Origin of the sequence: Aureimonas ureilytica DSM 18598 = NBRC 106430 (assembly GCF_000382705.1) — a bacterium.
Classification (GTDB): Bacteria; Pseudomonadota; Alphaproteobacteria; order Rhizobiales; family Rhizobiaceae; genus Aureimonas; species Aureimonas ureilytica.
On sequence record NZ_ARQE01000013.1, the window covers coordinates 52,821 to 74,850 of the forward strand.

Genomic DNA, 22,030 nt, shown 5'->3' on the forward strand with positions numbered 1-22,030 from the left:
CTGGGGGGCCAAGCATCGGGATCAACGCTTCGCGACGCGGCTCTGATTTTCCTGAAGCTTGCGCTTGAGGCGCGCGTCGATGCGCTTGGATTCGGCGGCGTCGAAAGCGATCTGTTCGCTTTCATGCTGCTTCAGGAGCGTGCGGACGGACTCGTTCACCCGCGCCTCCATCGCCGAACAGGTTCGCTCGGGCGGGAGCGTGCGCAGCTTGGCCTCGATGCGCTTCAACCAGAGTTTGGCGATGTGGGAGTGCTCGGCTTCGTGCGTGGCGATATCCTCACGCAGCGTCTTCCAGAGCGTGCGCGTGTCGGGCGAGCTGTTCGCGGGCGAGGCCCAGCGCGGCAGAGTGGTGTGAAGGTCGAGTGTCACCTGCGCGTGCCTGATGCCGCAGCCGCCCGGTTGGTTCTTGTAACTGACATTGGACTTGAACGACACTTCGGTGGACCCGGCATGGCGGGCGCCACGGCCGAGATCGGGTCCGTTCATTCCGAGCTGGCGGTTCAACTCGTCGAAGGTCTTTCCCCGGACCATGAAGAAGGTCGTGCGTTCTCGAATCTCCCCCGCTAGCGCTGGCCCGACGGAGGCGGCACACAAGACAAAGCACAGGGCGAGACGTCGTTTCATGCCATTCTCCCGGAAGCTTGAAACTTTCGACCACCACGCTACCCGATCAGAAACGCGGCACAAGCCGTCTGCGCGAGGATTTTTTAACGTGTCTCCGGTTCGTCTCCGATCTTGGGTGCGGTCATGATCGATGGGCAGGCCTTCGCGCCTCGTGTCTGGCACCTGGCGCATGGGCGGCAGATCGAACTCGGACCGCGCTCCGTCCTCATGGGCATCCTCAACATGACGCCCGACAGCTTTTCCGACGGCGGGCGCTATGGCGGCGATGTGTCGCGGGCGGTGGAGGCTGCGCTTGGACTCGTGGAAGAAGGGGCCGGCATCATCGACATCGGCGGGGAGTCGACGAGGCCCGGCGCCGTTCCCGTAACGGCCGACGAGGAGATGGCGCGCATCCTTCCGGTCATCGAAGCCCTAGCGAAGCGCTCGGACTGTCTGATCTCCGTCGATACGTACCGATCCGAGACGGCCGCCGCCGCCGTGGAGCGCGGCGCCCATATCGTCAACGACGTGTGGGGCGCGCAGCGGGACCGGGCGATCGCCGATGTCGCCGCGCGTACGGGAGCCGGCCTCTGCCTGATGCACACGGGCCGCGACCGAGAGCGGCTGGCGGACGTAATCGAGGATCAGGTCCAGTTTCTCGAGGTCTCGCTGGCGATCGCCGCGAAGGCCGGCGTCGAGACGTCGCGGATCGTTCTCGATCCAGGCTTCGGTTTTGCCAAGAACGCCCATGAGGACCTAACGCTCATGATGCGCCTCGGTGCGCTCCACCGTTTCGGGCGGCCGCTCCTCGTCGGCACCTCGCGCAAGCGCTTCGTGCGGGGAACATTGACCCATGAAACCGCCGATTCCGATGCAGCGACGGCGGCGACCAGCGTTCTTCTGCGCGAGCGCGGGGCGGCGATCTTCCGCGTGCACCAGATCGGGCCGAGCCGGGATGCGCTGGCTCTGACCGACGCCGCCCTTTCGACCCTGCGCGAGGGCGAGCCATGAACCGCGCCTGGATCGGATTGGGGGGCAATGTCGGCGATCCGCTCCATCGGATGGCGGCGGCGCTACGCCGGCTCGACGCGCATCCCGAAATCTCGGTCGAGATCGTGTCGCCAGTCTATCGCACGCCCCCTTGGGGGAAAACGGATCAGCCGGATTTCCTGAACGCCTGCGCCGGTCTGCGCACCGAGATCGAGCCGGCCGCGCTTCTCGACCTCTGCCTCGAAGTCGAGCGCGCGCTGCATCGCGAGCGGCGGGAGCGCTGGGGGCCTCGCACGATCGATATCGATCTTCTCGATTATGATGGCCGACGCGTCGCGACGGATCGGCTCGTCCTCCCGCATCCGCACATGACGCAACGCGCCTTCGTGCTCGTGCCGCTGGCAGAGATCGCGCCAAAGCTGACCATCGACGGCGAGACGGTCCAGGTCTGGCGCGAGCGGATCGCGACCGGCGGGATCGAACTGTCGGAGGCCGGCGGCGACTGGTGGCGGGATGAAGCCCGCGCCGAGGATTAGTCGATCGACGCGCGCTTTACCGTCTCGTCCCGCTTCAGCTGCATCCCGATTACCGGCACCAGCTCGTTGGCGACCTGAACCGAAATGGTGATGAGCAGCTTGTCCTTGGACTTGCCGTCGAGCCGGGCGACCATGGCGCCCTTCAGCTGCTTGCGGTCGAGGCCGACGGTGATCTTGTCGTTGGAGACGTTGCCGGAGACGATGTCGAGGCCCTTGCCGGAGGAGCCGTCGAGGAACGAGCCCTTGTAGGACGAGCCGCCCTTGACGAACGTCGCCGTCATCGGCTGCGAGAACATGCCGACACGGCAGGTTCCGTCGAGCGACATGCCGACATCCTGCGAGGGCTTGGCGCCGCTGAGATCGCAGACGAATTTCGTGCCCTTGTACTTTCCGGCGACGATTTCGCCGGGGCCGACCCAGCGCCCGAAAACGGTCTGGAAGAAGGCTTCGTCCTTGTCCGCGGCAAAGGTGGGCGCGGAGAGGCCGGACAGGACCACGAGAGCGAGGCTGGCAGCGAGAGAGCGAACCATGAGGGACCTTCCGGCACGTTCGGGAAGCGGATCGATGCTCCTTTTATCACGCCGGAGGGTTAATCAAATCTTTCTCGTAACGGCCCTCGATCGCTCGAAACGACGATGTTGCCGGAAGGACTCACCGCGAGCCGGACGTCGCGGAACTCGTGAGATCGCGCAGGAAATCGCCGATCTTCGGTCGCTGCACCGACAGGAACGGGAGCGGTCGGCAAAGGTCCATCGCCGCCAGGCCCACCCGGGCGGTGAGAAGACCGTTGACGACACCTTCGCCGAGCTTGGCGGACAGCCGCGCCGCCAGCCCATGCCCGACCACCTGCTGGACCACGCTGTCGCCGACCGCGATGGAGCCGGTGACGGCGAGATGCGCCAGAACGTCGCGTGTCAGGCGGATGAGACCGATCGTGCCCGGACGCGCGCCGTAGAGTTCGGAGACCATGCGGATCACGCGCAGCGTCTCGAACAGGACGAAGGCGAGATCGACGATGGCGCGCGGGCTGACCGCCGTCACGACCGACACGCGCTTGGAGGAGGCGAGCACGAGAGCGCGCGCCTTGGCGTCGAGCGGCAGGAGAAGCTCGCGCTCGGCGAGCCCGATGAGATCGCGGCCGTCGATCACGTCGTCGGCGGTGGCGCGCATCCGCTCGCGGCCCGCCGCCGTGTCGGGCCGGCTCGCCAGGATGGAGACGAGGCGCTCGACGACGGCACGCGCCTTTCGCTCGTCGTCGGTGCGGAAGGCTTCCATTCCGTCGCGGCGCTCGCGCTCCACCACGCCGAGGCGGAAGAGCCCCCGCACTTCACGCCCGACGACGCCGAGGAGACCGACGAGAGCCGCCGCCGTCAGCCCGACCGCCACCCAGCCCAGCCAATCGGCGCGGGTGAAGAGGTCGCGAATGAAGGCATCGAGCGCGAGACCGAAGGTGATCGAGACGATCGCCGCGAGCGCCGTCATGAGCAGCTTGCCGAAGGAGAAGCCCTTGCGGCGGCGCGCCGTGGCGGGCGGGGCGTCCAGCGCTTCCATCGCCGCCGCTTCCAGCGTTTCATCGGGCTCGATCGCGACGCGGCCGAGATCGGCGATGGCGCGCGGCGAGCGCGGCGCGGTTTCGACGGCAACGGGCGGCGGCGCCGGCGGGTCCATCCGAAACGCGGCGGGGCGGCGGGGCGTGTCCTCGCTCATGCCAGACGATCTCCCAAAAGAAACTGAAGCGCCCGGTCGAGGCGGATATGGGGAAGCGACAGGGTCAGCCCGTCTTCCGAGCGCTCCAGCCGGGGCGGGCGAAAGCGCACGAAGGCGATCGAGGAGGGCGAGGGTGTGCGCGTCTCGGCCTCGCGAAGAAGGCGGCCGGGATCGCTCGGCAGGTCGCCCGGAAAGACCGCCGTCTCCGTTCGCCCATCGAACCACTCGTCGCCGATCCGCTCGCCTTCGATCGGCGTGCCGACGATGACGGGCAGCGTGTCGCCGCGATCCGTCACGCTGGCTTCGCGCGTCGCGCGGATCGCGGCCATGGCGATGACGTCGGTCTGCGCGCCCGAGAAGTCGGCCCGCGCCATGGCATCCTGCACCAGACGACGCACGATGTTCTCGAGCTTCTGGTGATCGCCGCGATGCAGATGGTCGGCCTTGGTCGCGGCCACGAGGATGCGATCGATCCGCCGTTTCAGGAAGGAGCCGAGCCAGCTCGCCCGGCCCGGGCGGAAACAGGAGAGAATGTCGCTGAGCGCCAGTTCCAGATCGCGCACCGCTTCCGGCCCCGCATTGATCGCCTGCAGCGCGTCGATCAGCAGGATTTGCCGGTCGAGCCGAGCGAAGTGCTCGCGGAAGAAGGGTTTCACGACGACGGTCTTGTAGGCCTCGTAGCGCCGCGCATGGAGAGCGCCGAAGCTTCCTTTCTCGTAGGTCTCGTCCGCCCGAACGGGCAGCGGCGCGAATGTCAGCGCCGGCGAGCCCTCGAGATCGCCCGGCATCAGGAAGCGGCCGGGCGGCAGGGTGGACAAAGCGGTGCGGTCGGCCCGGCAGGCGCGCAGATAGTCCGCGAAGGTGGTCGCGAGCTTCACGCTGGTCGGCTCGTCGGCGGGCGCGTGGAGATCGATGCCGGCCAGAAGCTCGAGGAAGGGGCGGGCCATTTCGGCGCGGGAGGGAAGGCGCGCGCGCTCAAGAGATTCGGCCGAGAAATCCGCGAAGCTCTTGTCGATCAGGGGCAGGTCGAGCAGCCATTCGCCGGGATAGTCCACGATGTCGAGCGAGAGCTTGCCGGCGGAGAAAAGCCGCGACCAGCCGGACGCGGACTCGAATTCGATCGTCAGCCGCAATTCGGAAATCGCCCGCGTCGATTGCGGCCAGAGCCGGTCTTCCAAAATGGCCCGAAGATGCTCCTCGTATTGGAAGCGGGGCACCGCGTCGTCGGGCTGCTCTTCCAGATAGGCGCGGCTGATTCGACCCTCGGCCTGTGCCTGAAACAGGGGGAGGCGCCCGCCATGAACGAGATTATGGACGAGCGAGGTGATGAAGACGGTCTTGCCGGCGCGCGAAAGACCCGCGACGCCGATCCGCAAGGTCGGATGAAACAGGCCGGCGCCACGATCGGCGAGATTGTCGAGAGCGATTCGGGCTTCGTCGGCGAAGGATGTCATAGGCGGGGCGGGGGCCTCGATGGTGGCGCTGCACCCTATATAAGTACCCTTCGCCAAGGCAGAACCTCGGCAAGGCCGGGTTTTGGCGCTCAATCGCGTGAAGCCTTTTTGGGCGGCGCGAGAGACCGGCCGAAGCCGCCCTTTCGATGTAACCGCGAGTCGTGAAGGAGAGGGCGCGCCCGGCCCGTGCCGATGTGACGCCAAATGCGGCGGAGACCCGCGCGCTGCCTCATTAAAAGTCCTTGTGTGGCGGAAGCTTAGGCGTCTCTTGGGCAAAATCGAACAAAGCGGAGAGGCGCTTGTTCACCGCCGACGGCATGGTTATAAGCGCCTCAATTCGGCTTGGAGGCGGCAGATGAGCGAAACCTTACCAATCGGAACTGGTGTTCCAGAGGACGGGCCGTTCATGAACGATCGGCAGAAGGAATATTTCCGGCGCAAGCTGCTGGCCTGGAAAACCGAGATCCTTCGCGAAGCCAAGGAAACCCTGGAAGCACTCGCCACGGAAAACGCCAATCAGGCCGACGCGGCCGATCGGGCCTCCTCGGAAACGGACCGTTCGATCGAACTTCGCGCGCGCGACCGGCAGCGCAAGCTGATCGCCAAGATCGATGCCGCGATCGAGCGGATCGACGACGGCACCTATGGCTATTGCGAGGAAACCGGAGAGCCGATCAGCCTGAAGCGGCTCGACGCTCGCCCGATCGCGACCATGACGCTGGAAGCGCAGGAGCGCCACGAGCGCCGCGAGAAGGTCTATCGCGACGAATGAGCGCGGCGAGAGCCGGGCCCAACGACCCGACGACATGAAAAAGGGCCGCGCAGTGCGGCCCTTTTTTCGTTTTCGCATTCCGCAACATCCGGCGGGTCGAAGCCCGACCGGCGCTAGCGCCGGTCGGAAACGTCGAGCGTGAAGTCGTGGAGCAGGCGCTCCATTTCCTCTTCCAGCGTCATCTGACGCTCCGTTCGCGGCGCTTCCTCGGCGGGCTCGACCGGCTTGGCGACCGGCTGCGGCTCCTCGCCTCGCGACGCGCCTTCCTGAACCGGAGCAGAGACCGGCTCGCTCGGAAGCGGGCGCGCGTCGATCTGCGGCGCAGCGGGTGCGGGCGGTTCGATGCGAGCGGCGGGGAGCGGAGGCGCGACCGGCAGCGGCAAAGGCGTCGTGCGGCGGGATTGGATCGTCGAGGCGAAGCTGCGCACGGTCAGCGGCGAACGCGCATCCGCCTCGTTATCGTCGCCATTCCTTTCGCTTTGCGGCTCGGGCTTGTCCGCATGATCGGTCGGCTCCTGCTCACGGCGATCCCCCGTGACGCCGGGCGCGGGCGGCACCGTTGCTTCGGCCTGCGGAAGGGCAGGCGGTTCGACACGCGGCGCAGGGCTCGGCGCGCCGACCGGCGGAAGCGGCGACCAGAGCGCGCGGGCGCTGATCGGCTGCGGCGCGGCGGGCTGAGGCACCGAGGCCTGAGGCGCCGCGGCGCGTTGCGGCTCCACCGCCGGCGGGGCGGCCGGAAGGGGCGGAGGCGAGATCGGCAGAGGGGGACGGGCGAAGGAGGGCAAGGTCGGCGTCGCCATGGAGCGAGGGGCGACCGGCTGGCTCGCCGGCTGCGCCACGGGCGGAGCGACAGGCGGAATGGGTGCCGACGGAGCCGGCGCCTGGGGCAAAGGCTGGCTCGCAGACGGCGTTTCGACAGCGTCACGCGCCTCGTCGACCGGCTTGGGAGCCGTGTTTTCCTCCGCTGCGGCAGAGGTCGGCAGAGCCGGTTGAGGCGCGCGTGTCTCGATCGCGGGCTTAACCACGGGGGCCTGCGGGATCTGCTGCGCCGATGGCTCGGGCGAGGGCATCGGGCGGGCCAACGGAGCGGGCGCGAGAACGGGGCTGAGCACAGGCTCCGGCTTCTCGGCGACGGGTTCCGGCACGACCGGCTTCGGCGGCGCGGGGATGGGGCGCGGCAAGACGGGCGGGGCCATCACGATAGGCGGAGCCGGGGGCTGGGGGCGAGGCTCCGGCGCGCGGGGCGCTTCGGGCGCGGCGCGAGGAGGCTCGGGCGCGCGAACTGGGAGCGGCGGCGTGCGCACGGCCTCGGGCATGGCGCGACGCGGCGGCTCGACGGCTGGAGAAGGCTGCGGTTCGAACGCGGGCTCGCTTCTCACGGCTGCGGGTTCGCGCACGGGCTCCACCACCGGATCGGCCGCGCGGGCGTTCTGGATGGCGGGCGGCACTTCGGGGACGATCGGCTCGGGCGAGGCGGCACGCGGCGTACCCTGAGAGGGTTGCGGCGGCTGCGGTTGCTGCGGCGGGACGCGGCGATGCGGCACCGGGCCGTTGACCGCCCCCGCGAACTCCGGCTCCTGACGCGGCGCACCGGGGGGGCCGCGACGCGCGCCCTGACCACGATAAACGCCCTGTTCCACGAGGAGATCGTTTGCGCCACCGATCAGGATCAGATGCTCGGCATCGTCGCGGCGAACCAGCACGAGCTTGCGGCGTTGATCGACTGGCAGAACGTCGAGTACGGCCAGACGCGGCGCCCGGCCCCGGCCGCCGATTCCGCCGGTGCCTGCGAACACGCGCTTGGCCAGCCCCACGAGCAGCAGGACCAGGAGTATGACCACCGCCGCGGCCAAGATCACCGAGACGATCGGCGCCAGACTCTCGCCGACCACGCCGGCCAACCAATCACGCATTCACTTCACCTCCGCCGTTCCGGCGGCCCTCAGCGTCGTTGACGTTTCGGTGCCGCAATCGGTATTCGGTTCTTATGTCGCAACCCGCCCCAATCCAGTGCCAGGTCAGCTTCGGCCCATACTGCCGTGTGACAATGGCGAACGGCAATGACGGGCGCAATTTCGTCAGATTCTCGTGCGCTTCGCGCCGTTCGGTCGTAACCTTTCCAGCCCGTTATCGGAAGGGCCGATGCTGATGCATGGAGCATCCCCTGTGGAACAGACCGCACCGGTAGCCCCTGGTATGACCGAAAAGCCGCTGATCGACCGCCATCCCGATTCGTCCGGCGTGCGGCGTATCCTGTTTCTGGCCGGATTCCTCTTCGTCTTCGCGGCGACGCTGGCGCTGTTCGGCCATGTCTATGGCGCGATCGCCCTTCTCGGGATCTTCGGCCTCCTGGCCATGGTCGGCATCGCCGCCGTGTTCGGTCTGGCGCTCGGCCTCCTTCAGTTCGGCTTCCGCCGTGTGGATCAGGGGATCGCGAAAGCCTTTCTCGACGATCTGCCGACCGGCACGCTCGTGACCGATCGCAAGGGGCGCGTGGTCTACGCCAACCGCGCCTATGGGTTGCGCACCGGCGCCCAGGCCGCCAGCGAGGTCCGCACGCTGGAGCGTCTTCTGTCGCGCGAGCCGGAAGCCTCCGAGGCGATCTATCGCCTCGCCAATCTGGCGCGCGAAAATCTCGGGGGGCAGGAAGAGTTTCGTCTGACCCGCGAACTCGGTAGCCGCACGGCCGACCCCGCGCCGCGCTGGTATCGCGCCTCGGTTCGCCCGCTGCAGACCGACAACGGCATTCTCCACGCCTGGCAGATCGCCGATATCACGCGGGAGCGGGAAGACCAGGAAAGCTTCTTCCGCGACCTGCAACATGCGATCGACTATCTCGACCACGCGCCCGCCGGCTTCTTCGCCGCCGACGAAAGCGGGCGCCTCGGTTATATCAACGCCACGCTCGCCGACTGGCTGCGCATCGATCTCGCCTCGTTCAAGCCCTACACGCATTCGATCTTCGACTATCTGCGCGAGGAAGACGCCGCGCTGCTGCGCCGATCGAGCCGGGCGAGCGACGAGAACGACGTCACCTCGGTGGATCTCGATCTGGTGACGGCCACGGGCCAGCGCCTGCCGGTGCGCCTCCTGCGCAACGCCGTTCCCGCCGGCGAGAAGCTGAAGGGCGTCACGCGCACCCTCGTTCTCAACCGCGTCGGCGCCGGCGAGCAGGAGCAGGCGCTGCGCGCCGCCGAAGTTCGTTTTACGCGCTTCTTCAACTCCTCGCCGATGGCGATCGCCGCGCTCGACGCCAATGGCCGTGTCGCGCGGGCCAATGGCGCATTCGGCCGCCTGTTCGGGGAAAGCGTCGCGGTCGGCACGCAGACGATCACCGATTGCGTGCGCGAGGAAAACCGCGAAGCGATCCGTCAGGCGCTGCTCGCGGCCTCGCGCGGTCAGGCCGACATCCCCTCCGTCGATGCCGAGCTTCCGACCGAGCCCGTGCGCTCGACGCGCCTTTATATCAGCGCCAATGCGGACATGCAGGACGGCACGGGCGAGGTCGCCATCGTCTACGGCGTCGACATCACCCAGCAGCGCACGCTGGAAGATCAGTTCGCCAAGAGCCAGAAGATGCAGGCAATCGGCAATCTCGCCGGTGGCATCGCGCACGACTTCAACAACGTCCTGACCATCATCACGGCGTCGGTCGACTTCCTTCTCCTGAACCATCGCTCGGGCGATCCGTCCTTCCAGGACCTTCTGCTCATCAAGCAGAGCGCCAATCGCGCGGCCTCGCTGGTGCGCCAGCTCCTTGCCTATTCGCGCCGTCAGACCATGCGTCCAAAGATGCTCAATCTGACGGACGTGATTGCCGACATGCATCTCCTGCTGAAGCGCATCTCGGGCGATCTCGTGAAGCTGGAGCGCCATCACGCGCGCGATCTCTGGCCTGTCATGGCCGATATCGGGCAATTCGAGCAGGTCGTCACCAATCTCGTGCAGAACGCGCGCGACGCCATGTCGACTAATGGCACGGTGACGATCTCCACCCGCAACGTCTCCGCCACCGAGGCGGCCTCCTTCGGCTATCCCGAGCTGATCGAGGGCGAATACGTCTTGATGGAAGTCGCCGACACCGGCTCGGGCATGCCCGCCGACGTCGCGGAGCGCATCTTCGAGCCCTTCTTCACCACCAAGGAGATCGGCAAGGGCACGGGCCTCGGTCTCTCCATGGTCTATGGCATCGTCAAGCAGTCGGGCGGCTTCATCTTCGTGGAATCGAAGCTCGGCGAAGGCACGGTCTTCCGCATCTTCCTGCCGCGTCACATCCCGGCCGAGGTCACGGCGCCGCGCATCGAGCAGGGCGGCACGCAGGCTGCGAACGCGAAGATGGACCTGTCCGGCACGGCCTCGATCCTGCTGGTCGAGGACGAGGACAATGTTCGCGCCGGCAATGTGCGTGCGTTGAAGATGCGCGGATACGAAGTCCACGAAGCCTCGTCCGGCGTCGAAGCGCTGGACGTGATGGAAGAGCTCGACGGCAAGGTCGACCTCGTCGTGTCCGACGTCGTCATGCCGGAAATGGACGGGCCGACGCTTCTGCGCGAAATGCGCAAGGTGCGCCCGGACCTCAAGTTCATCTTCGTCTCGGGCTATGCCGAGGATGCCTTTGCCAAGAATTTGCCGGACGGCGAGAAGTTCGGGTTCCTGCCGAAGCCCTTCTCGCTGCGCGATCTCGCGGTGGCGGTGAAGGACGCTCTCGAAGAATAACGGATCGCGCTCGGCGCAGATCTTAAGAGGGGACCACCGACGGGGCCGCATTCGGCCCCGTCGGTGTTTTTGACGATCAGGCTTTGGGGCGCTTGGCGAGCGCCACGGCGATCTCGGCCGCGAGGCGCGCATTGGAGCGCACGAGATCGATATTGGTGGCGAGCGAGCGACCGTCGCTGAGTTCGAAGATGCGCTGGAGGAGGAAGGGCGTCGTCGCCTTGCCCTCGATGCCTTGAGCATCGGCATCGGCCAGCGCCGCGTCGATCCAGCCGCCGATGGTCGCGCCGTCGATTTCCAGCTCTTCCGTCAGCGGATTGGCGATCAGCATTCCGCCCGTGATCTCCAGCCGCTCGCGCACGCGCTGGAAATCCGCGATTGCGTCCGGCGTGTCCATGCGGATCGGCGCCTTGATCCCCGAGCGGCGCGACCAGAAGGCCGGCAGCTCGTCTACGCCATAGCCGACGACCGGAACGCCCTTGGTTTCCAGCACTTCGAACGTCTTCTTCAGATCGAGGATCGCTTTGGCACCGGCCGAAACGACGATCACGGCGGTTTGCGACAGCTCGTCCAGATCGGCGGAAATGTCGAAGCTCGTCTCTGCGCCCTTGTGAACGCCACCGATGCCGCCCGTCGCGAAGACTTCGACGCCCGCCAGCTTGGCGGCGATCATGGTCGCCGCGACCGTGGTGGAGCCCGTGCGCTTGGCGGCGACGGCGTAAGCGAGGTCGGCGCGCGAGAGCTTCAGCGCGTCCCTGGTCTGCGCGAGGGCTTCGAGCTGGGCGTCGGTCAGGCCCACATGCAGCGCGCCGTCGATCACCGCGATCGTCGCCGGCTCGGCGCCTTGCTCGCGGATCAGGGCCTCGACCTCGCGCGCCATCTCCAGATTGCGCGGCCAGGGCATGCCATGGGTGATGATGGTCGATTCGAGCGCGACCACCGCGCGCCCGAAGCGAAGCGCTTCGCTGACGGCGGGAGAGAGTTGGATCATGTCGTTCATGCGGATGCCTTAACGAAGAGGTGTGGCGGGAGGAAGGGCGGAGGCGAGCGAGCGGCAGCGATCGAGGGCGCCGACGGGGAGTTCGCTCGCGATGTGAAGCGAGGCCGCCGCCATGCCGGCGCGCACGCAAGAGACAAAGTCGCGGTTCGCGAGATGTTCGAGCGTGGCGACGGCCGCCAGCGTATCGCCCGCGCCGGTGACGTCGCGAACCGCTTCGACGAGCGGCGGCGCTTGGAGATGAACGGTCCCGCGATCAAGGATCGCGGCAGGGCGCGGCCCGTCGGTCACGACGGCGCGCGCGAGGCCGAGATGGGCGAGCCGGCGCGCGAGTTCGGCCGGCGAGGCGTCGTCGGCATCACCCAGAAGCGAAGCGGCTTCCGCTCGGGATAGGAACAGGGCCGACAGGGCCGGCAGACAGGCTCGAAAGCGCACGACCTTGGCGGGCGATACGGCGATGGCGAAGATCGGCGTCTCGCCGGCGCGCGCTGCCAGCGCTTCCAGCGTCGGGGCGGGCAGGTTGGCGTCGAGTATCACGGCGTCGGCGCGGTCGAGCATCTGTCGCAGATGCGCGCGGCGAAAGACGCGCGGCGACAGAAGGTCGTAGATCTCCATGTCGGCGATCGCCGCCCGCAATTCGCCGGTCTCGTCCAGAATGGCCGTGTAGCTTGCCGAACGGCGATCGAGCCAGGTGAGCGAGCCGTCCTCGACGCCCTCGAACGAGAGCGCCGCCTCCACGAGCTGCCCGACCCCATCGCCGCCCCGCGCGCTGACGAGGCAGGGCCGCGCTCCGAGCCGGGAGAAGGCGCGGGCCGCGTTGAAGGAGGCGCCGCCGATCGTCTCGTGGCTGACGCCCGGATTGGAGGCGCCCTCTCTGAACACGCCGCTGGAGCGGGCGACGCGGTCGAGATGCGCACCGCCGCACAAGACGATGTTCGGACCCGTTTCTCCCATCAGCGGGCGCTCGGGAGAGTTGAGAAAACCGTTATGGCAACTCGAAACAAAACGCGAACTTCTCTTGAAAAATGAGAACAAAAAGGGTACATGGAGATCACATTCAAGCGGATTGCACCCCGTCCCGTCGCATGGAATAAGGTTTCGCTTTCATGGCCCAGAACTCACTCCGTCTCGTTGAGGATACTTCGGTGGACAAGAACAAGGCGCTCGACGCAGCGCTTTCGCAGATCGAACGGGCCTTCGGCAAGGGCTCCATCATGCGACTCGGCCAGACCGAGAAGCTGGACATCGAGACGGTCTCGACCGGCTCGCTCGGCCTCGACATCGCGCTCGGCATCGGCGGTCTGCCCAAGGGCCGCATCGTCGAGATCTACGGCCCGGAATCGTCGGGTAAGACGACCCTCGCGCTTCACACGGTCGCGGAAGCCCAGAAGAGCGGCGGCGTCTGCGCCTTCGTGGACGCCGAACATGCGCTCGACCCTGTCTATGCCCGCAAGCTCGGCGTCGATCTCGACAATCTCCTGATCTCGCAGCCCGACACGGGCGAGCAGGCGCTGGAGATCGTGGACACGCTGGTTCGCTCCGGCGCGATCGACGTGCTCGTGGTCGACTCGGTCGCCGCGCTCACGCCCCGCGCCGAAATCGAAGGCGAGATGGGCGATTCGCTGCCGGGCATGCAGGCTCGCCTGATGAGCCAGGCGCTGCGCAAGCTCACCGGCTCGATCTCGCGCTCCAAGTGCATGGTCATCTTCATCAACCAGATCCGCATGAAGATCGGCGTCATGTTCGGCTCGCCCGAGACGACGACGGGCGGCAACGCCCTGAAGTTCTACGCCTCGGTGCGCCTGGATATCCGCCGCATCGGCTCCATCAAGGAGCGCGAGGAGGTGACGGGCAACCAGACCCGCGTGAAGGTGGTGAAGAACAAGCTGGCCCCGCCGTTCAAGCAGGTCGAGTTCGACATTATGTATGGCGAAGGCGTGTCCAAGGTCGGCGAGCTCGTGGATCTCGGCGTGAAGTCGGGCATCGTGGAGAAGTCGGGCGCCTGGTTCTCCTACAATTCGCAGCGCCTAGGGCAGGGCCGCGAGAACGCCAAGCAGACGCTGCGGGACAACCCGGCGCTCCTGGCGGAAGTGGAAACCGCCATCCGCCAGAACGCCGGCCTCATCGCCGAAAAGCTTCTGGACTCCGGGCCGTCCGAGGACGGCGACGGTGACGATATGTAAGACCTACAAACGCCCGCCCCTCCGGCGGGCGTTTTCGTATCCGAGCTTGCTCTCTCTTCGGGGCTCCAGCGGCATAGACAGGTTTTTTCCTCGCCGCTAAAAGGCTTGCGCGGAGCGGTTCCCATGCCCCGGCCGCGTTTTTCTTGAATCGAAGGTTTTTCCATGAGCGGCGTGAACGAGATCCGGTCGACCTTTCTTCAATATTTCGCGAAGAACGGACATGAGCCGGTCGCCTCGTCGCCGCTCGTGCCCCGCAACGATCCGACCCTGATGTTCACGAACGCCGGCATGGTGCAGTTCAAGAACGTCTTCACCGGGCTGGAGAAGCGGGACTACACGCGCGCGACGACGGCCCAGAAGGTCGTGCGCGCCGGCGGCAAGCACAACGATCTCGACAATGTCGGTTACACGGCCCGGCATCACACGTTCTTCGAAATGCTCGGCAATTTCTCCTTCGGCGACTATTTCAAGGAAGAGGCGATCAGCCTCGCCTGGAATCTCGTCACGAAGGAATTCGGCCTCGACAAGAACCGGCTGCTCGTCACCGTCTATTCCGAGGACGACGAAGCCGCCCGCCTCTGGAAGTCGATCGCCGGGTTCTCGGACGAGCGCATCATCCGCATTCCCACATCCGACAATTTCTGGACCATGGGCGAGACCGGCCCCTGCGGCCCGTGCTCAGAAATCTTCTACGATCAGGGTGAGAGCGTCTGGGGCGGCCCTCCGGGCTCGGCCGAGGAGGATGGCGATCGCTTCCTCGAATTCTGGAACCTCGTCTTCATGCAGTTCGAGCAGGTCTCGGCCAGCGAGCGCCTGAACCTGCCGCGTCCCTCGATCGACACCGGCATGGGTCTCGAGCGCATGGCCGCGATCCTGCAGGGCGTGACCTCGAACTACGAGACCGATCTTTTCCGCCGCCTGATCGCGGCCGTCGAGGAAGCGATTGGATCGCGCGCCGAAGGCGACGCGCTCGCCAGCCACCGCGTCATCGCCGACCATCTGCGCGCCACCGCCTTCCTCATCGCCGACGGCGTTCTGCCGTCGAATGAAGGGCGCGGCTACGTCCTGCGCCGCATCATGCGTCGCGCCATGCGCCACGCCAAGCTGCTCGGCGCGCGCGAGCCGGTTCTGTTCAAGCTCCTGCCGACGCTCGTTTCGGAAATGGGCCGCGCCTATCCCGAGCTGGTCCGCGCCGAGGCGCTGATCTCGGAAACGCTGAAGCTCGAGGAAAAGCGCTTCCTGACGACCCTCGATCGCGGCCTCATCCTTCTCAACGACGCCTCGCAGGGCCTCGGCGAGGGCGACAGCCTTGATGGCGAAGTCGCCTTCAAGCTCTACGACACCTACGGCTTCCCGCTCGATCTGACGCAGGATGCGCTCCGCGCGCGTGGCGTCGGCGTCGATCTCTCGTCTTTCCAGGCTGCCATGGAGCGCCAGAAGGCCGAGGCGCGCGCGAGCTGGGTCGGCTCCGGCGAGGCCGCGGCGGAAACCGTCTGGTTCTCGATCCGCGAGCGCGAAGGCGCGACCGAGTTCCTCGGCTACGACACGGAAACGGCCGAGGGCGAAGTCCGCTCGATCGTTCGCGACGGCGCCGAAGTGCGCGACGTCGCGGCGGGCGAGACGGCCGCCGTCGTACTCAACCAGACGCCGTTCTACGCGGAGTCGGGGGGGCAGGTGGGCGACACCGGCATCATGAAGGGCGAGGGCGTGCGCTTCGAGGTGGAGGACACGCAGAAGGTCGCCAACGGTCTCTTCATCCATCGCGGCAAGGTGGTGGAAGGCACGCTGAAGGTCGGCACGCCGCTCGAACTCGTGGTGGATCACGAGCGCCGGACGAAGATCCGCGCCAACCATTCGGCGACCCATCTCCTGCATGAAGGGCTGCGCGAAATTCTCGGCACGCATGTCGCGCAGAAGGGCTCGCAGGTTTCGGCCGATCGCCTGCGCTTCGACTTCTCGCATCCCAAGCCGATGGACGCCGCCGAACTCGCGCGCGTCGAGGAACTCGCAAACGCGGTTATCCTCCAGAACACGCCGATCGAAACTCGCCTCATGGCGGTGGACGATGCGATCGCGCTCGGCGCCATGGCGCTGTTCGGCGAAAAATATGGTGACGAAGTCCGCGTCGTCTCGATGGGCGAGGCGAAGGGCGAGAAGGCCGCCTATTCGATCGAGCTGTGCGGTGGCACCCACGCCCGCGCGACGGGCGATATCGGTCTCGTCCACGTCTTGTCGGAAGGCGCGGTCGGCGCCGGCGTGCGACGCGTCGAGGCGCTGACGGGAACGGCGGCGCGCGACTATCTTCTGGAGCAGGACGCACGCGTGAAGCGCATCGCCGCGTCGCTGAAGGTCGCCCCGGCGGATGTCGCCGAGCGCGTCGAGGCGCTGGCCGAAGATCGCCGCCGCTTGGAGCGCGAGCTGACCGAAGCCAAGAAGAAGCTCGCCCTGGCGGGTGACGGCAACGCCTCGCCGAGCGCGCCGAAGGAGATCGGCGGCGTGTCCTTTGTCGGCCGCGTCCTCGAAGGCGTCGCGCCGAAGGACCTGAAGGGTCTGGTGGACGAAGTGAAGTCGGGCCTCGGTTCCGGCGTTGTCGCCTTTATCGGCGTGGCCGATGGCAAGGCGAGCGTCGTCGTGGGCGTGACCGACGATCTGACGGCCCGCTTCAGCGCCGTGGATCTCGTTCGTGCGGCCTCGGAAGCGATCGGCGGCAAGGGCGGCGGCGGTCGCGCCGACATGGCGCAGGCCGGCGGCCCGGATGCGGACAAGGCGGACGAGGCGATCGCGGCCATCGAGTCGAAGCTCGCGGCCTGATCCCTTACGATCGAAGGCGCGTCGCGCCGGTCGTAAAAAAAGGGGCGCCTTGCGGCGCCCCTTTTTTCGTCAGTTGCTGTATTCGGGGAAGGACGCGACTTCGGCGGCAGACGTGGAAAGCGTCAAGCGGCTGCCGTCGGGCGCAAAACGATCGATCGGGATGATCTTCGTACCGGTGAAGCCCGTCGTCGTGCCCTTGAACTCGACGGCGAGGGCGGTCGGCGTGTTGGCGTCGGTCCCGAGCACTTCCTCGACTTCGCCTAGTTCGATGCCGTCGCCCTTCTGCAGCACCTTGGCGTCCTCGACGGCATCGGCCGACATGTTCCAAGGCATGAGCATCACGTTGTCGTTCACCTCGACAAGCGAGGCGGTCTGGGCGTTGGCGGCAGCGCCCGTCAGAAGAACGGCGGTGGCGGCAGCAAGAAGCGTGCGGTGCATTCAAAACTCTCCATATGAATTGATGCCTCCCTAACGAAGGCTTAACCGCCCGGTTCCCCCATTCCCAACATCGCATACGAAAAACCCGGCCGCAGGGCCGGGTTCTGTTTTCACAAGTGTGAGAGGAGCTTAGGCCGAGGCCATGGCCTTCTTGAGGTTCTCGTCGATCTTGTCGAGGAAGCCGGTCGTGGAGAGCCACGGCTGGTCCGGTCCGATCAGGAGGGCGAGGTCCTTGGTCATGTGACCGGCTTCGACCGTGTCGATGCAGACCTTCTCCAGCGTGTCGGCGAAGCGCTTCAGCTCGGCATTGTCGTCGAGCTTGGCGCGGTGCGCGAGGCCGCGCGTCCACGCGAAGATCGAGGCGATGGAGTTGGTCGAGGTCTCCTGGCCCTTCTGGTGCTGGCGGTAGTGGCGCGTCACGGTGCCGTGCGCGGCTTCCGCCTCGACCGTCTTGCCGTCCGGCGTCATCAGGACCGAGGTCATGAGGCCGAGCGAGCCGAAGCCCTGCGCCACGATGTCGGACTGCACGTCGCCGTCGTAGTTCTTGCAGGCCCAGACATAGCCGCCCGACCACTTGAGCGCCGAGGCGACCATGTCGTCGATCAGGCGGTGCTCGTAGGTGAGCTTGCGGCTGTCGAACTCGGCCTTGAACTCGGCGTCGAACACCTCCTGGAAGATGTCCTTGAAGCGGCCGTCATAGGCCTTCAGGATCGTGTTCTTGGTCGACAGGTAGACCGGATAGCCGCGCAGCAGGCCGTAGTTGAACGAGGCGCGGGCGAACTCGCGGATCGAGTCGTCGAGATTGTACATCGCCATCGCGACGCCGGCGGAGGGCGCCTGATAGACCTCGTGTTCGATCGTCTCGCCGTCTTCGCCGACGAACTTGATCGAGAGCGTGCCCTTGCCGGGGAACTTGAAGTCGGTCGCGCGGTACTGGTCGCCGAAGGCATGGCGGCCGACGATGATCGGCTGCGTCCAGCCCGGCACGAGGCGCGGCACGTTCTTCATGATGATCGGCTCGCGGAAGATCACGCCGCCGAGGATGTTGCGGATCGTGCCGTTGGGCGACTTCCACATCTTCTTGAGCTTGAACTCCTCGACGCGCTGCTCGTCGGGGGTGATCGTGGCGCACTTCACGCCGACGCCGTGCTTCTTGATGGCGTTGGCGGAATCGATCGTCACCTGATCGTTGGTGGCGTCGCGATTCTCGACCGAAAGGTCGTAATATTCGAGATCGATGTCCAGGTAGGGATGGATCAGCTTGTCTTTGATCGCCTGCCAGATGATCCGGGTCATCTCGTCGCCGTCCAGCTCCACGACCGGATTTTGGACCTTGATCTTCGCCATATGCTGCTTTCCCCAAGAGGCCCCCGGCCAGGGCGGCCGGAGCGTTGTTGGACGGAGGGCGGAATGCCCCCGGCGTGATGGGCGGGCTATATCATCCGCGATCCCGCACGCAAAGCCGCAAGCCCATTCGTTGAAAGGGTTTGCGGCGCCTATGAGCCGCGCTAAAGGCTCAGGAAACGCTGAAGATTGAGAAAGGGCGCGCCTTGGCCGGCACGAACCGCACCGACGAGAACCTGACCGACGGCCCCGCCATCATTCTGGTGGAGCCTCAGCTTGGCGAGAATATCGGCATGGTCGCCCGGGCCATGGCGAATTTCGGCCTCGCGGACCTGCGGCTGGTGAACCCGCGCGACGGCTGGCCGAACGAGAGGGCGCGCGCCAGCGCCTCCCGCGCCGACCATGTGATCGACGCGGTGAAGCTCTTCGACACGGTGGAGGCGGCCGCCGCCGATCTCACCTATCTCCTGGCGACCACGGCGCGCCCGCGCGATTCCGTCAAGACGGTTCGCGGGCCGGACAGCGCGGGGGCCGAGTTGCGCACGCGGATCGGCGCGGGCCAGCGGGCCGGCATTCTCTTCGGGCGCGAGCGCTTCGGGCTGTCGAACGAAGAGGTCGATCTGGCTGACGAGATCGTGACCTTCCCGGTCAATCCGGCCTTCGCCTCGCTGAACATCGCGCAGGCGGTTCTGCTCATGAGCTACGAGTGGATGAAGTCCGGCCTTGGCGAAGGCGCCGCCCCGCGCTTCTCGGCGCCGGAAGTCGTCCCGGCCGAGAAGGACGTGCTGTATCGCTTCTTCGCCCATCTGGAAGGCTCGCTCGATGCGACCGGCTATTTCTTTCCGCCGGAAAAGCGCGAAGTCTTCGTTCACAATCTGCGCAACATGCTGACCCGCGCCGGCTTCAGCGCCCCGGAACTCAGCACGCTGCACGGCGTCATCCGGTCGCTGGATCGCGGGCCGAAGAAACCGTCGGGAGAGGGCGAGTGAGCGAAGGGCCGGTTCTGCTTTTCGATTCCGGGCTCGGCGGCCTCACCGTCCTGCGCGAAGCGCGCGTGCTGATGCCCGAGCGCCGCTTTCTCTATATCGCGGACAACGCCGCCTTTCCCTATGGCGACTGGGAAGAGGAGGCGCTGCGCGCCCGGATCGTCACGCTGTTCGGCGCGCTGATCGCCGCGCATCGGCCCTCGATCTGCATGATCCCCTGCAACACGGCCTCGACCCTGGTGCTCGGCGATCTCCGGTCGGCCTATCCGGACATGAGCTTCGTCGGCACGGTGCCGGCCATCAAGCCGGCGGCGGAGCGCACGCGCTCGGGGCTCGTCAGCGTTCTGGCGACGCCCGGCACGGTGAAGCGGCAATACACGCGCGACCTCATCACGCAATGGGCCTCCCGATGCGAGGTGAATCTGGTCGGCAGCGTCCGGCTCGCGGCGCTCGCGGAGGACTATCTGCGCAACGGGTTCGTGGACGAGGATGCGGTGCAGGCCGAAACCGCGCCTTGTTTCATCGAGCGGGACGGGCGGCGCACGGATATCGTCGTGCTCGCCTGCACGCATTATCCTTTCCTCGCCAACCGGATGCGCAAGACAGCCCCTTGGCCGGTGGACTGGCTCGATCCGGCCGAAGCCATCGCGCGCCGCGCCCTGACGCTTTTGCCCCCAACCGACGCGCCCGCGCCCGATGGGCCGGACCGGGCGATCTTCACGGCGGGCGAGCCGGATGCGGCGACCCGTTCGCTCATTCGCGGCTTCGGCCTGCGCGCCTGAAGCGCAAGGGTCCTAGCTGCGGGAAAGCGTGACGTTGGAGGTCGTGCGCGACTGTCCGTCCACGCGATCCGTCACGGTCAGCGTGAAACGCCCATTGCCGGCATTGCGGATCGTCATCACCGCGTTGCGGTCTCCATGGACCGGCGTCGGATAGACGAGGTCGAGGGTCAGCGTGTCGCCGCGCAGGCGCCCGTTGCGCAATTGCGCCGGGCCACGGCTCGACCCGGTGTAGGAGCCGCTGAAGCGCTTGGTGGCCGGGTCGAAGCGGATGTCGGCTCCGATCTCGCGGCGCACGATGATCGCCGCACGGCAGGCGCCGCTCATGCGCAGGCGATTGGCGGAGGGCGTCGCGCCGTTCATCGAGCAGCTGACGCGCCGGGCCGAGGTGTCCTGTTCGCGCTGCACCGTTCCGCTTCCCGAGAAGGCGCCGGAGAAGCGATTGAAATAGCTGGCGTCCGCCGATGCCACAGTGGGCAGGGCGCTGACGAAGGCGACCGCGAGGGCGCCGATGAGGCCTGGGTTCGACATGGGATCTCGTCCTTGGTTCTAGCGAATGGACCGCTCCGCCTGGAGGAGCGGCGAGCGCGAGAGGGCGAAGGGGGAACGAGCGGGCGCGTCGATCGTTCGGTGATCATCGAGGCGTGAACGAGTTTCCCATGGACCTGATCAAGATCATCTTCGCCATCCTCCTCCCGCCGCTCGGCGTGTTTCTGGAGGTCGGTCTCGGCAAGCATTTCTGGATCAACATCATCCTGACCCTTCTCGGCTACATTCCCGGCATCGTTCATGCCGTCTGGGTCATCGCCCGGAAGTAGGCCTTTCGACTCGCGATCTTGACGGATTGTGACGGATCGATTAAGCGGCACCCATCGGCGGATCGAAAGGTCCGCCGTTTCTTTACGTGTCCCGTGGGATGCTCGCGAATTGCGTGGCATCTCTGTCGGCTCGCCGCGGGGCGAGCAAAGGAGGGCGCGTTTCCTCGGCCGGTCGGAATGGTCCGCCGGTCTCGCTTTTGGGAAATGCGATGTCTAAGCGCGAAGCGTCTAAGTACAAAATCGATCGCCGCATGGGCGAAAACATCTGGGGCCGTCCGAAGTCCCCGGTGAATCGCCGCCAGTACGGCCCGGGCCAGCATGGCCAGCGCCGCAAGGGCAAGATGTCCGACTTCGGCACGCAGCTGCGCGCCAAGCAGAAGCTCAAGGGCTATTACGGCGATCTGTCCGAGAAGCAGTTCCGCAAGATCTACGAAGAGGCCGCCCGTCGTCGTGGCGACACCTCGGAGAACCTGATCGGCCTGCTCGAGTCGCGTCTCGACGCGATCGTCTATCGCGCCAAGTTCGTTCCGACGATCTTCGCCGCTCGTCAGTTCGTCAACCACGGCCATGTCTCCGTGAACGGCGTGCGCACCAATATCGGTTCGTACCGCTGCAAGCAGGGCGACGTGATCGAGGTTCGTCAGAAGTCGAAGCAGCTGACCGTGCTCATCGAAGCCACGCAGCTCGCCGAGCGCGACGTGCCGGACTACATCGAAGTCGATCACAGCAAGATGGTCGCGACCTTCCAGCGCGTTCCCGGCCTGCACGACGTCCCGTACGCGGTCGTCATGGAGCCGAACCTCGTCGTCGAGTTCTACTCGCGCTAATCGGTCCTTCCATCCGGACAGACCTTTTCGGAAGGCCGCCCTCGGGCGGCCTTTTGTTTTGGCCCATCGGTT

The 22,030-nt window shown here is 66.5% G+C and carries 20 protein-coding genes; 10 read left to right on the plus strand and 10 right to left on the minus strand.

The features are described from left to right. Positions 1–21: 21 nt before the first annotated feature. A complete protein-coding gene (locus B146_RS0121010) occupies positions 22–531 on the minus strand; it encodes a DUF922 domain-containing protein (RefSeq protein WP_019998454.1) in 510 nt (169 codons plus the stop codon). A 216-nt stretch (positions 532–747) separates the two neighbouring features. Here B146_RS0121010 and folP point away from each other — a divergent pair, with 216 nt between their 5' ends. Both folP and folK read left to right on the plus strand, forming a co-directional pair. After that, positions 748–1,614 (plus strand): dihydropteroate synthase, encoded by an 867-nt coding sequence (gene folP, locus B146_RS0121015; protein WP_026358825.1) that lies wholly within the window; start codon positions 748–750, stop codon positions 1,612–1,614. Next, positions 1,611–2,129 (plus strand): 2-amino-4-hydroxy-6-hydroxymethyldihydropteridine diphosphokinase, encoded by a 519-nt coding sequence (gene folK, locus B146_RS0121020; protein ID WP_019998456.1) that lies wholly within the window; start codon positions 1,611–1,613, stop codon positions 2,127–2,129. The genes folP and folK overlap by 4 nt, the downstream gene beginning before the upstream one ends. Here the strand turns inward: folK and B146_RS0121025 are convergent. From B146_RS0121025 to B146_RS0121035, 3 genes are all read right to left on the minus strand, one after another. Next, positions 2,126–2,659 (minus strand): hypothetical protein, encoded by a 534-nt coding sequence (locus tag B146_RS0121025; RefSeq protein ID WP_019998457.1) that lies wholly within the window; start codon positions 2,657–2,659, stop codon positions 2,126–2,128. The genes folK and B146_RS0121025 overlap by 4 nt on opposite strands. 121 nt (positions 2,660–2,780) lie before the next feature. Further along, positions 2,781–3,836 carry a YcjF family protein gene (locus B146_RS0121030; protein ID WP_019998458.1) on the minus strand — a complete coding sequence of 352 codons (1,056 nt, stop codon included), beginning with the start codon at positions 3,834–3,836 and terminating at the stop codon, positions 2,781–2,783. Next, complete coding sequence (locus B146_RS0121035; protein ID WP_019998459.1) at positions 3,833–5,290, minus strand: YcjX family GTP-binding protein; 1,458 nt, start codon at positions 5,288–5,290, stop codon at positions 3,833–3,835. Before B146_RS0121035 ends, B146_RS0121030 begins: the two co-directional genes overlap by 4 nt. Positions 5,291–5,645: 355 nt before the next feature. On the opposite strand from B146_RS0121035, the gene dksA reads away from it, so the two are divergent. Continuing rightward, positions 5,646–6,062 (plus strand): RNA polymerase-binding protein DksA, encoded by a 417-nt coding sequence (gene dksA, locus B146_RS0121040; protein WP_026358826.1) that lies wholly within the window; start codon positions 5,646–5,648, stop codon positions 6,060–6,062. A 113-nt stretch (positions 6,063–6,175) separates the two neighbouring features. Here the strand turns inward: dksA and B146_RS28000 are convergent, their stop codons facing one another. Then, positions 6,176–7,975 carry a flagellar biosynthetic protein FliO gene (locus tag B146_RS28000; protein WP_081631065.1) on the minus strand — a complete coding sequence of 600 codons (1,800 nt, stop codon included), beginning with the start codon at positions 7,973–7,975 and terminating at the stop codon, positions 6,176–6,178. A gap of 283 nt (positions 7,976–8,258) precedes the next feature. On the opposite strand from B146_RS28000, the gene cckA reads away from it, so the two are divergent. Then, on the plus strand, positions 8,259–10,778 hold the full coding sequence (cckA, locus tag B146_RS0121050) for a cell cycle histidine kinase CckA (protein ID WP_019998463.1): 2,520 nt from the start codon (positions 8,259–8,261) through the stop codon (positions 10,776–10,778). Between the two features lie 76 nt (positions 10,779–10,854). Here the strand turns inward: cckA and B146_RS0121055 are convergent, their stop codons facing one another. After that, positions 10,855–11,775, minus strand: coding sequence for a pseudouridine-5'-phosphate glycosidase (locus tag B146_RS0121055; RefSeq protein ID WP_019998464.1), 921 nt, complete (start codon positions 11,773–11,775; stop codon positions 10,855–10,857). Between the two features lie 9 nt (positions 11,776–11,784). Beyond that, on the minus strand, positions 11,785–12,726 hold the full coding sequence (locus B146_RS26905) for a carbohydrate kinase family protein (RefSeq protein WP_019998465.1): 942 nt from the start codon (positions 12,724–12,726) through the stop codon (positions 11,785–11,787). Between the two features lie 152 nt (positions 12,727–12,878). Between B146_RS26905 and recA the strand changes: the two genes are divergently transcribed. Both recA and alaS read left to right on the plus strand, forming a co-directional pair. Continuing rightward, a complete protein-coding gene (recA, locus tag B146_RS0121065) occupies positions 12,879–13,955 on the plus strand; it encodes a recombinase RecA (protein WP_026358827.1) in 1,077 nt (358 codons plus the stop codon). 162 nt (positions 13,956–14,117) lie between these two features. Further along, the gene (gene alaS, locus B146_RS0121070) at positions 14,118–16,766 is read left to right on the plus strand and encodes an alanine--tRNA ligase (protein WP_019998467.1); all 2,649 of its coding nucleotides are present in this window, start codon (positions 14,118–14,120) and stop codon (positions 16,764–16,766) included. 69 nt (positions 16,767–16,835) lie between these two features. On the opposite strand, the gene B146_RS0121075 is transcribed toward alaS, so the two are convergent. Next, positions 16,836–17,204, minus strand: a complete 369-nt coding sequence (locus B146_RS0121075) for a hypothetical protein (protein ID WP_019998468.1) — start codon at positions 17,202–17,204, stop codon at positions 16,836–16,838. A gap of 129 nt (positions 17,205–17,333) precedes the next feature. Next, entirely contained in the window at positions 17,334–18,551 is a 1,218-nt protein-coding gene (locus B146_RS0121080) for an NADP-dependent isocitrate dehydrogenase (protein WP_019998469.1), read from the minus strand. 203 nt (positions 18,552–18,754) lie between these two features. Here B146_RS0121080 and B146_RS0121085 point away from each other — a divergent pair, with 203 nt between their 5' ends. Together B146_RS0121085 and murI are read left to right on the plus strand one after the other, a co-directional pair. Beyond that, positions 18,755–19,537, plus strand: a complete 783-nt coding sequence (locus B146_RS0121085; RefSeq protein WP_019998470.1) for an RNA methyltransferase — start codon at positions 18,755–18,757, stop codon at positions 19,535–19,537. Next, on the plus strand, positions 19,534–20,316 hold the full coding sequence (gene murI, locus B146_RS0121090; protein ID WP_019998471.1) for a glutamate racemase: 783 nt from the start codon (positions 19,534–19,536) through the stop codon (positions 20,314–20,316). Before B146_RS0121085 ends, murI begins: the two co-directional genes overlap by 4 nt. A gap of 12 nt (positions 20,317–20,328) precedes the next feature. On the opposite strand, the gene B146_RS0121095 is transcribed toward murI, so the two are convergent. Next, the gene (locus tag B146_RS0121095) at positions 20,329–20,844 is read right to left on the minus strand and encodes a hypothetical protein (protein WP_019998472.1); all 516 of its coding nucleotides are present in this window, start codon (positions 20,842–20,844) and stop codon (positions 20,329–20,331) included. A gap of 128 nt (positions 20,845–20,972) precedes the next feature. Between B146_RS0121095 and B146_RS28540 the strand changes: the two genes are divergently transcribed. After that, positions 20,973–21,131 (plus strand): YqaE/Pmp3 family membrane protein, encoded by a 159-nt coding sequence (locus B146_RS28540; RefSeq protein WP_019998473.1) that lies wholly within the window; start codon positions 20,973–20,975, stop codon positions 21,129–21,131. Positions 21,132–21,340: 209 nt separating this feature from the next. Further along, a complete protein-coding gene (rpsD, locus tag B146_RS0121105; RefSeq protein WP_026358828.1) occupies positions 21,341–21,958 on the plus strand; it encodes a 30S ribosomal protein S4 in 618 nt (205 codons plus the stop codon). The last annotated feature ends 72 nt before the right edge of the window (positions 21,959–22,030 follow it).